The sequence below is a fragment of the Chryseobacterium sp. CBTAP 102 genome (genome assembly GCF_003201365.1).
Classification (GTDB): domain Bacteria; phylum Bacteroidota; class Bacteroidia; order Flavobacteriales; family Weeksellaceae; genus Chryseobacterium; species Chryseobacterium candidae.
In genome coordinates this window covers 35,350-49,353 of sequence record NZ_QICX01000004.1, presented here as the reverse complement: position 1 = coordinate 49,353, position 14,004 = coordinate 35,350, and the positions used below count along the sequence as shown (strand labels likewise).

Genomic DNA, 14,004 nt, shown 5'->3' with positions numbered 1-14,004 from the left:
CAGATAGTTTTTAAGGTTTTTTAATAATTTTAATGGGTTTAATATCAGAATTTTTGAAAACGATCATATAAACACCTTGTTGAAGCTGTCTTAGATCCAATCGTTCTGATTCTAATTTTGTTGTAAAGAAAAGCTTTCCGGAAAGGTCATAAATTTCTGCGCTTTCAATTTTTGATTTTGAATTTAATTTCACGTAAATAAAATCAGCGGTAGGATTGGGATAGATTTTTACATTGTCTTTTTCAAGTTCAGAAACTCCTAAAACTTGTAAAACAGATTGATAAAGCATTCCCATAGTGCCTGAATTTGCCTGATCAGGATCGGTTGGGATAACATAAATTTCTCCTACCGAATGCGTAAAGCTATCCTCTGAAACTGCACCGGAATTGATATTTCCAATCACAGACTGGGAAAAACCCAAAAAAGGAACTCCAAATAGCAGAAGAGCAATTTTTTTTCTCATTTTTCATCATTTTTTAAGGAGGGTAAATATAGATTTTTTTGCAAAAAAAGTGGGAAATTTAAGTTTTTTTATTTTCACTTTAAGATTAATTTAACCATAATAAAACTGTGAAAATTTTCTTTTTTGATTAAATTTGGAGAACTAAAAAAATAAATATTATGTCAACGACAATCACTTTAAAAGGAAACGAAGTACACACAATAGGAACATTGCCATCCGTAGGAAGCACAGTAAAAGATTTTGCACTGGTAGACTCGGGATTAGCAGTAAAAACGCTGGAAACTTTTGCCGGAAAGAAAAAAGTATTCAATATTTTCCCAAGTATTGATACGCCTACCTGTGCTGCTTCTTCCAGAAAATTCAATGAAGAAGCTTCAAAGCTTGATAATACGGTTATCATCAATGTTTCTAAAGACCTTCCGTTCGCATTGGGAAGATTCTGTGCCGCTGAAGGATTGAATAATGTAGAAACGCTTTCAGATTTCAGAGGCAGTTTTGGAGATGATTATGAAGTGACTATCACAGATTCACCTTTGAAAGGTCTGTTGAGCCGTGCCGTGATTGTTACAGACGAAAACAATAAAATAGTTTATACTGAGCAGGTTCCGGAAATTGCTGATGAACCTAATTATGATGCTGCTCTTGCTGCATTGAAATAGTAGAAATAATTTTTTGTAAAAAGCCTTGTGAATGTAATTTTTGCAAGGCTTTTTTTTGAATAAAAACGAATGTAAAATGGTAAAAAGAATCGTAGCCAATATTAAAACCGATGATCTTTCCAGAGCCCGTCAGTTTTATCAGGATATTCTGGAGCTGGATGTTTTGATGGATCATGGCTGGATCAAAACGCTTGGTAATGATGAAGAAGCCCAAATTCAGGTAAGTTTTGCCACACAGGGAGGAAACGATACGGAAGTTCCGGACCTTTCCATTGAAGTGGATAACGTAGATGAAGTCTATGATAAGATGAAAAATACGGGTTTTGAAATCACTTATGAACTCACTAATGAAGACTGGGGAGTCCGCAGATTTTTTGTGAAAGATCCTTTTGAGAAGCTGATCAATATACTGTCTCACCAGTAAATAGAAATACAACTACCCAAGATCTGAAAAACATCATTCTGCAGAAAGACTATTTCTTTTTAATGGCCAGATTAATTTGACCCCAATCATAAAAAAAACGGAATATTAAAGCTATTTTTGTATAATGAAACGTTCAGGAACAGCAGATTTACCCCTTCACTATGGTAAAGTACCGCCATGGCTGTATGAACGTATGTCTGTTCTGGGACTTTCCATTATTGAAGTCATTCTGATGGATTATGGTAAAGATGAGGTTTTGCGCCGTCTGGCAGATCCCTTCTGGTTTCAGAGTTTTGGAGCGGTGATGGGAATGGACTGGCATTCTTCAGGAATTACCACTTCCGTTATGGGCGCTTTAAAACGCTCTGTTAATCCTAATTCGCAATCTCTGGGACTTTATATCTGTGGTGGAAAAGGGAAGTTTTCCCGTGAGACTCCATCAGAGTTAATTAAAATTGCAGATAAAACCGGTCTGAACGGAACCGATCTTGTAAGAGCCAGCAAACTTTCGGCAAAAGTAGATAATACAGCTATTCAGGATGGGTATCAGCTGTATTTGCACAATTTTATTCTTTCAGACAATGGGAACTGGAGTGTTATTCAGCAGGGAATGCATGAATCCGACGGAACTGCAAGACGTTACCACTGGCATTCCGAAAACATTACCTCATTTGTAGAACAGCCGCACACAGGAATCAACGGAATTTCCAGAGGGAAAATTCTTAACCTTACCGATACTGAAGCTTCGGAAAACAGAAAAGGAATTCTGGATATTTCTCATACTGATTCCGCAGAAGTGATGAAGGATTTCGCCAGACTGATTCTTCCTGCCCATCATGATGTTCAGGCCTCTGATGTTGATTTGAAAAGGCTGGGAGCACTTCTGTATGTTACCAGAGAACAGCAGCCTCAGAATTTTGAAGATTTGCTGATGCTGGAAGGGGTAGGGCCAAGAACCATGCAGTCATTGGCTTTGGTAAGTGAAGTGATTCACGGTGCGCCGTCAAGATTTGCTGATCCGGCGAGGTTTTCATTTGCCCATGGAGGTAAAGACGGACATCCTTTCCCCGTGCCGATCAATACGTATGATGAAAGTATCAGCATCCTCAGAAAAGGGATTGAAAAGTCTAAACTGGGAAATTCTGATAAGCTGAATTCTTTAAATAAACTTCACCAGATCGTTACTGAAGCAGAAAAAGATTTTACCCCGGATTTTGATATCCGGCAGGTGATTGAAGAAGAAAGACAAAATTCGTGGCGTTTCGGTGGCAAAACTGTATTCGGTGATGCCCGGAAACCCAATTCTCCAAAATCTATACAGCTTTCACTCTTCTAAGTTTCCTGTTTCTTTTAAAAGTTGGCGATTACTATTATCGGGAAATAGTTATTCCTATCCTCTGGAGGGGTGGCAAAAATTCAAAAAAATTTTGACGGGGTGGTCAATATGTTCAAATAACTGTTTAAATTTTATCCGCTTTCAAGTATCTATTATTTCAGTATCATAGATAACCTTCTATGAATACTTAAATGACTTCGTTTAATGTTTTTTACCTTTAATTCAATTAAAAATTTTACTTTTAAGGACTTAAAAAATTGACACCAATGACCAGCAAAGCTTTAGAAATCTGCTATGATTTTCCCTTCTTTTTCCCTGAAGAACTTGCAGAAATATTTCAGGCACATGAAAAGAGATCATTCCAAAAAGGCGATTTTATTCTTGAAGAAGGAAAAACAGCTAATGAATATTATATTCTTGAAAGCGGATTGGCGCGTTCTTACGTTTATGATTTCAATGGAAATGAAGTAACCACACACTTTTTCATAGAAAATGAAGTCATTATTGAGGTTTTGTCGATGTTTCAAAGAGTTCCCTCTCAGGAAAATATTGTTTGTATTACAGACTGCGAATGCTGGAGACTGGATTATGATACCTTCCAGGAGCTGTTCCATAAAATCCCTAATCTCAGAGAATGGGGAAGATCATGGATGTCTCAGGAACTTTTTGCCTACAAACAGAGATCTGTGGAAATGTTCACGCTTTCAGCAACCAGAAGATATCTGAATCTGCTGGAGCAGAAATCTAAAGTCATACAATTTGCACCTTTAAAACAGATTGCCTCCTACCTGGGAGTTACAGACACATCCCTGAGCCGCATCCGTAAAGAAATCGTTTCACATCCTAAGAAAAATTAAATCTTGCCCTATGACAAGTTGATTTTCATTGCACCTTGGTAATTTTGGATAACAGTTTAACACTAAAATTACAAAAAATGAAAGTCAGTCAGATTTATGTGAACCTTCCGGTAAAAGATGTTCAGAAAACCAGAGAATTCTGGACGAGGATAGGTTTTACCATCAATGAAAAATTCTCCGATGATAGAGCAGCCTGTGTTGTTTTAAATGATACCATCTATATCATGTTTTTGCAGGAAGATTATTTTATGACCTTCACCAGTAAACCCATTGCTAAAGAAAATACCAGTCAGGTAATTGTTGCAGTAGGTTTAAACAGTCGTGAAGAAGTGGATAAAGTAGTAAACACTGCAGTAGAAAACGGAGCATGGCAGCATGAAGAACCGGAGGATTACGGATGGATGTACCAGAACTCTTTCTGGGATCCGGACGGACATGGCTGGAATATTACTTTTGCCGATATGTCTCAAATGCCGGCAGAATAAGCCTCATCACACAAACACTTCTTATATGGAAACACAATCAAACGATATAGAAATCATAAAAAATCAGGTAGCCAGTACCTATTTTGTGATTACTATGAATATCGATGGTATCACCCATGAAGAATCTATGATTTTTCCCAATGGTGAAGCCAATTGTATGAACTGGATTCTTGGGCATTTAATTTATATCAGAAATCCTTTACTGAACATTTTGGGGGAAGAATCTGTCTGGGACAGCGAAAAGTTTTCCTTTTACAACAGAGGAGAAATTGCTTTAGATCACAAAGACAAATTGATCAGTTTTGAAGATTTAAAATCCTATTTAAAACAATCCCAGGACACACTGGAAGCCAAACTCAATACTCTTCAAAGTTTCAAATCTGAAATGATTAAAGATATATCAACCCTCAGTCTTCATGAAATTTACCACAGCGGGCAGTTAGGTTATCTCCGTAGAATTTTAGGAAAACCGGGTGCTATAAAATAGCATGCTATTTTTAGATTCCTTGTATTGCTCGGAATGACAAGTACATCGCTGAAATATTAGTATTATCTTTTTAGATGAGTACAATTTTATCGCAGATAAAATTCTTGCAACTTAAAAACGCATAGTTTATAAAATTCTTAGCGTCTGAGCGTTTCTCAAAACTCTAATCTCTAATTACAATGAATACACCAGAATCAAAAAAAATGGAAGTCATTATTCCGGCTTACAGAATGCATTCCCAAAGCTTTATGAATGTTTTGGATGGCATTTCGGAAGAAGACGCCTTGAAAAGAATTGAAAATAAAACCAATCATATTGTATGGATGGCCGGAAACCTTATCAACATGCGCTATGGTTTGGGCTGGGTACTTGGACTTCGGGAAGAAGACCCTTACAGCGATTTGTTTTTCCAGGGAAAAGCACTGGATGAAAGTTTTAAATATCCCACTCTGGCTGAACTGAAAGAAAACTTTCATAGAATTTCAGCCAAAGTCTTTCAAAAACTTCATGAAGTAACCGATGAAGAGCTGGATGAAATATTTGAAATAGGAATGAATATCCCTTTCATCAAAGAAACAAAACTCAATTTTGTCGGAATGTGTATCGGCCGTGAAGACTATTTGTGCGGACAGATAGGCTTGATGAGAAGAATCTTAGATTATCCGGGAATGAAATATGATGTAGACGAAAATCTTAAATACTAATAATGAATCCAGTAGAAAAAGGCTATAAAAAAGTCAACGGAATCCAGTTGTATTACGAGATCTACGGATCAGGAAAGCCTTTGGTTCTGATTCATGGAGGCGGTTCTTCTTTCCTTTTCGATTTTAAAGAAGTGATAGCGAGACTGGAAGGAAAATTCCAGCTTATAGGAATTGATCTCCAAAATCACGGCCGCAGTGAGCATCGTGATATTCCGGAAACATTTGAACAGGATGCAGATGATGTTGCCGGACTTTTAACAGAACTGAATATCGGGAAAGCTTCATTCTGGGGATTCAGCAACGGAGGAAGTACCGTAATGCAGATTGGCCATCGTCATCCTGAGATTGTTGAAAAACTGGTTGTTGCGTCAGCTTTTTATAAAAGAAGCGGTATGATAGACGGCTTTTTTGAAGGAATGCAGGAAGCCACTTTCGAATCAATGCCGGAACCTTTTAAAATTAATTTTTTAAGCCTCAATCCTGATTTTTCAAAACTGGAAAACCTTTTTGAGAAAGACTGCAAAAGGATGCAGATGTTTGAAGACTGGAATGATGAGGTATTGATTTCCATTAAATCTCCTGTATTATTCATCAGTGGAGATCAGGATGTGATGAAGCCGGAACATACTGCCGAAATGTGGCGGTTGGTGAAAAACTCCCGTTTGATGATACTTCCCGCTACTCATGGCACTTATATGATGCCTGATTTTGATGGAAGTATTGATGCCGGCTTAATAGACTTTACAGTCAGAGAAGTAGAGAAATTTTTAAACCATTAAGCGTTTTATATTCATAATAAATTAATTAATCCTTAATGGATTAACAGTAGAAACAATATTTTATAATAATAACTTTAAAATTTAAAATCATGGCTAAATTAAATCCATATCTAAATTTCGATGGAACAGCTGAAGAAGCGTTCAATTTTTACAAGACTGTTTTCGGTGGTGAATTCGTTGGTGGAATTCATAAGATGGGAAATGCTCCCGGTACAGAAAACCTGTCAGAAGAAGAAAAAAACAGGGTAATGCACATTGCTTTGCCTGTGGGAGGTGATCTTTTAATGGCATCCGATATCGTACCCGGATTCGGACAGACTCTTACCGTAGGAAACAATAATTATGTATCCATTTTCCCTGATTCAAGAAGTGAAGCAGACAGGATATTTAAAGAGCTTTCTGATGGCGGAAACGTGGAAATGCCAATTGAAGATCAGTTTTGGGGAGACTATTTCGGATGTTTTCAGGATAAGTATGGTGTTCATTGGATGGTGAACTATAATGAAGAATATGCAAAATAATCTTATATTTAACTAATGATAATAAAGAGATGCTCATTTTTTGGGCAGCTCTTTATTTAAACTTTTAAAAATGTAGAACTATGGATCCAATTAAAATAGACATCACAATTTTAGCGCCGGTGGAGAAGGTTTGGAATTATTTCAATGAACCTAAACACATTATGAAATGGAATTTCGCCCACGAAAGCTGGCACTGTCCTGGTTCTGAAAATAACCTTGTAGAAGGAGGCAAATTCAAAAACAGAATGGAAGCGAAAGACAAAAGTTTCGGATTTGATTTTGAAGGGGTATATGATGAGATTATTCCGTATGAGATCATTAAATATCATATGGAGGATGGGCGGAAAGTAGAAGTAGTATTCGATAAGATAGACGAAAGTACAACGAAAGTGATTGAGATTTTCGATCCGGAAAAACAAAATTCTGTGGAAATGCAGCGGGATGGCTGGTATGCTATTCTGAACAACTTCCATAAGTATGTTGAGAATCATTAACTATATTTTTTTGTAGCCATGATCAATTTAGTTATCATGTCAAAGAGTTTAAACTCTATTTATGCTTTTAATTATGACTCTGATGCGGAATTCCTTCACGGAGTTATTGCAATACCGGCAAGAAGAGCCTTAGAAAAAGAAAAAATAAATTCTTTGGAAAAACTTTCAGATTATTCCGAAAAAGAAATCATGCAGCTGCATGGTTTCGGTAAAAATGCAATGATGAAACTGAAGAATTATATGAAAGAAAATCAGGTCTGCTTTAGAGAAGCATAATACATATACAACCGGAAAATTTTACAGTGTCATTGCGTTGAAACGAAAGTGTACCGTTTAAATGCAAGGGCATAAGATCTGTTTTGTTGTATAGAAAAGTAAATTACATCACTCTATTAAAATTTAACATTATGAATAACGATATTTTCCCATGTCTGTGGTATGATGGAGACGCCAAACAGTCTGCAGAATTTTATTGTAAAGTGTTCGGAGGCGAAATCACAGCAGATACTCCTGTCGTAATGAATATTGATTTGTTTGGACAAAGGATTATGCTTCTGAACGGAGGCCCGCAGTTCAAAAAAAATGCTTCTATCTCTTTTATGGTGATCTGTGAAACAGAAGACGAAGTCCAAAGATACTGGGATCATTTACTGGATGACGGAATGGCTTTGATGGAACTGGGATCTTACTCATGGAGCCAGAAATATGGATGGGTTCAGGATAAATACGGCGTAACATGGCAGCTGTTTCTGGGAGAAAAAGCAAGCGACCAGAAAATAATTCCTACTTTGATGTTTATCCATGCAAACAATGGAAAAGCAAAAGAAGCAATGGAGCTTTATACCAAGACTTTTCCCAACTCAAACATAGGAAATATATTGACCTATGGAGCAGGAAGTGAAGGACATGACATCCCGGAACCGGCAGAAAATGTACAGCACGCCCATTTTGTCATTGACAATTACAGCTTTTTCTGCATGGACAATTCCTATGATCACCCCTTTGATTTTAATGAAGGTATATCTTTAGTAGTGATGACTGATGACCAGGAACAAACCGACAGATACTGGAATGCCTTTACAGCCGATGGAGGAAGAGAAAGTATGTGTGGCTGGCTGAAAGATAAATACGGATTGAGCTGGCAGATAGTTCCTAAAAGACTTATTCAGCTGATGAATGATTCCAACCAGGAAAAAGCCTATAAAGTTGTTCAGGCTATGATGAAAATGCAGAAAATTATCATCCGTGATCTGGAAGATGCTTATAATTCTTAAATATTTTCGGCGTATTGTTTGATGTATTTTAGAGAAAAGATTTACACACTCTAAAAACACCTAATAATTAAAAAGATATGGAAAAATTATCATACGAAATAGAAATCAATGCCGAACCTGAAAAAGTATGGACTGTCCTTTGGGGCGATATTACCTACAGACAATGGACAACCGCATTTACAGACGGCTCTTTTTATGAAGGAACGCTTGAAGAAAATAATATTGTTAAATTTCTTGATCCCAAAAACAACGGGATGTACAGCAGGGTAGAGAAAGTGATTCCCAACGAGGAAATAAAATTTTTGCACCTTGGAGAAATTTATGAAGGTATTGAAGTCCCTCAGGATTGGGGTGAAGCTACAGAAGCTTACTTTCTTGAGGAGAACGAAGAAGGAACTTTACTGAAAACAGAGGTTCAGACTCCGGCAGAATTTAAAGAATTTTTTGAAGAGAAATTTCCAAAGGCAATGTCTCTCGTAAAACATCTTTCAGAAAATCAGCTGTAAATAAATCAGCTGGAATTGGAATTAAAGAAAAAATCATTCGGGCTTTGAGATTACTTCGCCTGGCTCGCAATGACCACGCTAAAAAATTGAAACAAATGGAAACCTTATCATATGAAACAGTAATTGATGCTCCTGTGCAGAAAGTGTGGGACATCCTATGGAATCCTGAAACATATAGTGAATGGACCAAGTATTTCGGAGCAGGATGTGTCATGAAATCCGACTGGAAAATAGGAGGGAAAACCTATTTTCTTAATGCAGAGGGAGAAGGGATGGTCTCTACTATAGACAGCATGGACGAACCTAATCAGATCGTGTTCAAACACTTGGGAATGGTAGATAAAGAAGGCAATGAAGACACCCGGAGCAAAGAAGTCATGGAATGGAACGGAAGTTTTGAGAAATATTTTCTGATAGACTTTGACGGAAAAACAAAACTTCATGCCGAAGTTCAGGTTAAAAAACAATGGCAGGATCATATGAATACAGGTTTCACAAAAGGACTGATGGTTGTAAAAAGTCTTGCAGAAGGAGTAGGCCCTGGCTCAGTGTGATGAAACTCAAAATTAAGAGTTCAAGGCTTAAAGTTGTTGCCTTGATTTGAGTACTGATTCCTAATCTCTGCCACCTAAAAACTATTATCAATAACCTATAAAGAATGAAACTACTCGTAATACTTTTCGCAACGTTTATTCTGGCTTTGCTGGGCACTTTTTTGTTTCAGGGAAAACCGGATTTTATATTTTCAGGGAACTTGGGAATGGCTGTCTTTGTTATATTTACAGGCTTTTCCCATTTTAAATTTCAGAAAGGGATGGCGATGATGATCCCGGATTTTATCCCTGCCAGAATGTTTTGGGTATATTGTACAGGCGTTCTGGAAATTGCAGCAGGAATCGGCTTGATGATTCCGACAATTCGTGAAATAACAGCTGTTTTACTCATTATTTTTTATGTATTGGTTTTCATAGCCAATATTAATTCTTCCAGAAAAAACATTAATATTTTTAAAGCCGATTATACCGGTCCGGGAATGAAATACCTTTACAGTCAAAGGATTCCCATGCAGATTATTTTAATTGTCTGGACATGGTATTTTGGAATTTATTTACACTAAAAAAGACAGTCTGTAAAGCGCTGTCTTTTTATATAATTGAGATTTTTTTTAACTAAATGAGATAAAAAATGTAACATTTTATAGGTATAAGTTGTCTTATTAAGGAAATGCATTTGTTTTTATTATTCTAAAAATGAAATGCCTATATAACTTAACCTTTAAAACAGAAGTTATGAATCTAAATCACAGCATTTTAGGTACAGCCCTCATCGTACTATCCACTATTATGACCAACGCACAGAGTTCTACTGCCAAACTGCCGGGAGATCCTACTTTGCCATCTTCCAAGACTCATCTTGAAAAGCTTATCTCCTATGATAAAGGAGACTTTACATATAAAGTTGAAGACTACTTTGCAAGACCAAAAGCCTCAGCCTTTAAAATCTCTCCTGATGGAAAATATCTTTCCTATAAAGAAAAAGATCAGGAGAAAAAAAATCACGTCTATGTAAAAGATTTGAGCACAGGAAAAATTACCAAAGCCATTGTAGAAAAAGATGACCTGATAAGAAACTATGGCTGGCTGAATAAAAAACGTCTTTTCTATACTCAGGATAGAGGAGGGAATGAAAATATCCACCTTTATGCTACAGATACAGATGGAAGCAACCAAAAGGATTTAACACCTTTTGACGGTGTAAAAGTGCAGTCCATTATTCCTGTAAAAGACACAGATTTTGTTGTTGTTACAATGAATAAAAACAACAAACAGATCTTTGAACCTTTTAAAATCAATTTCGTTACCGGCGAAATGACCCAGCTGTATGAAAATAAAGATGTAAACAGCCCTATAGACGATTACCTTTTTGATAAAGATGGAAACCTGAGAGGATACAGCGTCCTTGAAAACGGATTAACTACAAAAACTTATTATAAAGATCTGCAGACCGGAAAATTCAATCTGATTAAATCTGCAGACTGGTCTGATACCTTCAGTATTATCGAGTTTAATGAAAATTCTAAAAATAAAGATGAAGCGTATGTAGTAACCAATCTGGATAGTGATAAAGCAAGAATTGTGCTGTATGATCTGAAAAAAAATGCAGTAATTAAAGAAATTTATTCTAATCCGGTATATGATGTAAGTTCAATAAGCACAGCAGGTAAGAACAGAAACTATGAGCTTGACTACATCAGCTATGAAGGCACTAAGGGAGAAACCGTACCGGTAAGTAAATTTTATAAGGAAATACATGACAAATTAAAATCTCAGTTTGGAGACAAGGAATTTGGAATTGCTTCCTCTGATGATAATAATGATAAATTTCTGGTTGTTGTAGGAAGTGATAAGCTCTACGGAACCTATTATGAGTACGACACCAAAACCAAACAGACCAAACTTCTTTATAACCTGATGCCACAGCTGAAGGAAGAAGATATGGCCGAAATGAGACCTATCGAATTTAAAAGCAGAGACGGGTTAACAATCCATGGATATATTACCCTGCCTAAAGCTGCACTGGAGGGTAAAAAAGTTCCTCTGATTGTAAATCCTCACGGCGGTCCTCAGGGAATCAGAGACAGGTGGGGATTCAATCCTGAAACACAATTGTTTGCAAGCAGAGGATATGCCACGCTGCAGGTTAATTTCAGAATCTCCGGAGGATATGGAAAATCATTCCAGAAAGCAGGTTACAAGCAGATTGGAAGAAAAGCAATGGATGATGTGGAAGACGGTGTAAAATATGCCATTGAGCAAGGATGGGTAGATAAAGATAAAGTTGCCATTTACGGAGGAAGCCACGGTGGATATGCAACATTGATGGGATTGATCAAAACTCCGGATTTATATGCATGCGGGGTGGATTATGTAGGCGTATCCAATATCTTTACTTTCTTTGATTCTTTCCCGGAATACTGGAAGCCTTATAAAGAAATGGTAAAACAGATCTGGTATGATCTTGATAACCCCGAAGAAGCTAAGATTGCTAAAGAAGTTTCTCCGGTGTTCCAGATTGATAAGATTAAGAAACCTTTATTTGTAGTACAGGGAGCCAATGACCCAAGGGTAAACATCAATGAATCTGATCAGATTGTAAAAGCAATGCGTGCCAAAGGATTTGAAGTTCCTTATCTGGTAAAATACGATGAAGGACACGGATTTGGAAAAGAACCGAACAGAATAGAACTCTACAAATCGATGCTGGGATTCTTTGCTGAAAATTTTAATAAGTAAATTATTAATTTTAATAATATTGAACGGAAGGCTCGGGTCTTCCGTTTTTTTGTTTTTATGACTAGGTGAGTGTTTAGATTCCTACGGAATGACAAGCTGTATGGATAAACTATCATTACAATTGTGTCATTCCGCAGGAATCTCAAATGATGTTAGAAATTGAGAATGGATAAAAAGGTCTTTACCATTCTTAAACATAAGTAATGAGTAATGAGTAATCAGGAATAATTGAGATGATAAAATACCGATGAATAAAAGAAAAACTGAATTGTAAGAAAAATATTTTAAATTTATTAAAGTAAAACCAAAAGGCTAACCGTCATAGCAATATGGAGGTTGTCGAAAAAATAACAATGCCACAGAAGGAGAAAGAAAGCATCATCTCACAAACCGTTTCCAACTACGGAGGGAAGCTGATGTCTTATATTCGTCCGAAAGTGAAAAACACGGAGGATGCGGAAGATATTCTACAGGAGGTGTGGTATCAGTTCAGTAGCCTTACGAATCTTTCTGAGATCGTAAACGTTGGAGGCTGGCTGTACAGGGTGACTGCGAATAAGATCACAGACCGTTACCGGAAAAAGAAAACAGAAAATCTTGAAGATTTTGTATATGAAGATGAAGACGGCAGTTTTTCTATCAAGGATATCCTTTTGATGGATGAAAGTGCCGGTCCTGAAGTGAAGATGTTTCAGGATGAGATCTGGAAAAAACTGTTTGAAGCGCTTGATGAACTTCCTGAAAAACAAAGGCTGGTCTACGTAGAAAATGAACTGAACGACAAGACCCTCCAGGAGATCGCCGATGAACAGGGAGAAAACATCAAAACCATCATCAGTAGAAAAAACTATGCTGTGAAGCACTTAAGAAACAGATTGAGAAAGTTATACGAAGATTTAAAAAGTTAGAAAAAGAAATTATGAATCATAAACACAAAAAGGGTTGGATTTTTTTATTGCTATGCCCGCCATTAATTTTAGCAGCTGTTACATGGATTGTAATGATGCTTTGGAACTGTCTTCTTCCGGAGATTTTAGGAGCCAGAACAATTACTTTCTGGCAGGCCATGGGAATACTGATCTTAAGCAAAATTCTTTTCGGAGGGTTTCATTTCGGTAAAGGAATGAGAGACTTTAAAGAAAGAAAGATGAGAGAGAAAATGGAAGGTTTATCTCCTGAAGAAAGAGAGAAGTTTAAAGAAGTCTGGAGAAATAGATGCTCCGGTGGATTCTTCAACAGAAATAACGAATAATTTGAAATTTTTAAAGAAGTAGTAAAGTAAAATTAAAATTCATTCGTCTTTATAAAAAACAAGAAGTAGTAAAATTTAAAATTTTGAAAAAATGAAAAATTCAGCATTAAAAGGAGCTCTTGGAGCATTAGCCGTTGTAGGTGTAGCCTTAATCGCTAAAAAAGCAATACAAAGAAAAAGATTTATCAAAGGTATTTTTGATGAGTACGGAATTAAAGAAAAATCACCTTTCGGACTGGCAGATAAGATCAGAGAAATGAATGAAGAAGACTATCAGGAACTGAAAGGGAAATTCAAAAAAGAATTCCATTCAAGATGCTGCAGAAAGGATAATATCTGCGAAGCATAAGAAAAGTAAAAGCTAAATTGAAATTGTTACATTCCGGCTCGGGAAGCTTCGCTTCCCGAGCCGGAATTTTTATTTAAAAGAAATGTGAAGATAATACAGGTGGTTACACATTATAGATCTG

20 protein-coding genes are annotated in these 14,004 nt (G+C 36.6%); 19 read left to right on the top strand and 1 reads right to left on the bottom strand.

The window, feature by feature from the left end:
- Nucleotides 1–10 precede the first annotated feature (10 nt).
- On the bottom strand, nt 11–463 hold the full coding sequence (locus C8D70_RS07090) for a T9SS type A sorting domain-containing protein (protein ID WP_076597954.1): 453 nt from the start codon (nt 461–463) through the stop codon (nt 11–13).
- Between the two features lie 158 nt (nt 464–621).
- Here C8D70_RS07090 and tpx point away from each other — a divergent pair, with 158 nt between their 5' ends.
- The 19 genes from tpx to C8D70_RS06995 all read left to right on the top strand — a co-directional run bounded on the left by tpx (nt 622) and on the right by C8D70_RS06995 (nt 13,883).
- Complete coding sequence (tpx, locus tag C8D70_RS07085; RefSeq protein ID WP_076597953.1) at nt 622–1,122, top strand: thiol peroxidase; 501 nt, start codon at nt 622–624, stop codon at nt 1,120–1,122.
- A gap of 76 nt (nt 1,123–1,198) precedes the next feature.
- Nucleotides 1,199–1,546, top strand: a complete 348-nt coding sequence (locus C8D70_RS07080; RefSeq protein WP_110366851.1) for a VOC family protein — start codon at nt 1,199–1,201, stop codon at nt 1,544–1,546.
- A 124-nt stretch (nt 1,547–1,670) separates the two neighbouring features.
- Entirely contained in the window at nt 1,671–2,882 is a 1,212-nt protein-coding gene (locus C8D70_RS07075; RefSeq protein WP_110366850.1) for a DUF763 domain-containing protein, read from the top strand.
- A 266-nt stretch (nt 2,883–3,148) separates the two neighbouring features.
- Complete coding sequence (locus tag C8D70_RS07070) at nt 3,149–3,739, top strand: Crp/Fnr family transcriptional regulator (RefSeq protein ID WP_110366849.1); 591 nt, start codon at nt 3,149–3,151, stop codon at nt 3,737–3,739.
- A 77-nt stretch (nt 3,740–3,816) separates the two neighbouring features.
- Nucleotides 3,817–4,224 (top strand): VOC family protein, encoded by a 408-nt coding sequence (locus C8D70_RS07065; RefSeq protein WP_110366848.1) that lies wholly within the window; start codon nt 3,817–3,819, stop codon nt 4,222–4,224.
- 25 nt (nt 4,225–4,249) lie between these two features.
- Nucleotides 4,250–4,711, top strand: a complete 462-nt coding sequence (locus C8D70_RS07060) for a hypothetical protein (protein WP_076597949.1) — start codon at nt 4,250–4,252, stop codon at nt 4,709–4,711.
- Between the two features lie 179 nt (nt 4,712–4,890).
- Complete coding sequence (locus C8D70_RS07055; protein WP_110366847.1) at nt 4,891–5,415, top strand: DinB family protein; 525 nt, start codon at nt 4,891–4,893, stop codon at nt 5,413–5,415.
- Nucleotides 5,416–5,417: 2 nt separating this feature from the next.
- Nucleotides 5,418–6,194 carry an alpha/beta fold hydrolase gene (locus tag C8D70_RS07050; RefSeq protein WP_110366846.1) on the top strand — a complete coding sequence of 259 codons (777 nt, stop codon included), beginning with the start codon at nt 5,418–5,420 and terminating at the stop codon, nt 6,192–6,194.
- Nucleotides 6,195–6,283: 89 nt separating this feature from the next.
- Nucleotides 6,284–6,715 carry a VOC family protein gene (locus C8D70_RS07045; protein ID WP_076597946.1) on the top strand — a complete coding sequence of 144 codons (432 nt, stop codon included), beginning with the start codon at nt 6,284–6,286 and terminating at the stop codon, nt 6,713–6,715.
- Between the two features lie 80 nt (nt 6,716–6,795).
- On the top strand, nt 6,796–7,209 hold the full coding sequence (locus C8D70_RS07040; RefSeq protein WP_076597945.1) for an SRPBCC family protein: 414 nt from the start codon (nt 6,796–6,798) through the stop codon (nt 7,207–7,209).
- A 36-nt stretch (nt 7,210–7,245) separates the two neighbouring features.
- A complete protein-coding gene (locus C8D70_RS07035) occupies nt 7,246–7,485 on the top strand; it encodes a hypothetical protein (protein ID WP_228402671.1) in 240 nt (79 codons plus the stop codon).
- 131 nt (nt 7,486–7,616) lie between these two features.
- Nucleotides 7,617–8,483 (top strand): VOC family protein, encoded by an 867-nt coding sequence (locus C8D70_RS07030; RefSeq protein WP_076597943.1) that lies wholly within the window; start codon nt 7,617–7,619, stop codon nt 8,481–8,483.
- 77 nt (nt 8,484–8,560) lie between these two features.
- Nucleotides 8,561–8,989: an SRPBCC domain-containing protein gene (locus C8D70_RS07025; protein ID WP_110366845.1), complete on the top strand. Its 429-nt coding sequence runs from the start codon at nt 8,561–8,563 to the stop codon at nt 8,987–8,989.
- 95 nt (nt 8,990–9,084) lie between these two features.
- Nucleotides 9,085–9,543: an SRPBCC family protein gene (locus C8D70_RS07020; RefSeq protein ID WP_110366844.1), complete on the top strand. Its 459-nt coding sequence runs from the start codon at nt 9,085–9,087 to the stop codon at nt 9,541–9,543.
- Nucleotides 9,544–9,647: 104 nt separating this feature from the next.
- Entirely contained in the window at nt 9,648–10,106 is a 459-nt protein-coding gene (locus C8D70_RS07015; protein ID WP_076597940.1) for a DoxX family protein, read from the top strand.
- Between the two features lie 172 nt (nt 10,107–10,278).
- Nucleotides 10,279–12,282, top strand: coding sequence for an alpha/beta hydrolase family protein (locus C8D70_RS07010; RefSeq protein ID WP_110367011.1), 2,004 nt, complete (start codon nt 10,279–10,281; stop codon nt 12,280–12,282).
- Nucleotides 12,283–12,611: 329 nt separating this feature from the next.
- The gene (locus C8D70_RS07005; RefSeq protein ID WP_034697053.1) at nt 12,612–13,190 is read left to right on the top strand and encodes an RNA polymerase sigma factor; all 579 of its coding nucleotides are present in this window, start codon (nt 12,612–12,614) and stop codon (nt 13,188–13,190) included.
- Nucleotides 13,191–13,201: 11 nt separating this feature from the next.
- Entirely contained in the window at nt 13,202–13,534 is a 333-nt protein-coding gene (locus C8D70_RS07000; RefSeq protein WP_076597938.1) for a hypothetical protein, read from the top strand.
- A gap of 91 nt (nt 13,535–13,625) precedes the next feature.
- Nucleotides 13,626–13,883, top strand: coding sequence for a hypothetical protein (locus C8D70_RS06995; RefSeq protein ID WP_076597937.1), 258 nt, complete (start codon nt 13,626–13,628; stop codon nt 13,881–13,883).
- The last annotated feature ends 121 nt before the right edge of the window (nt 13,884–14,004 follow it).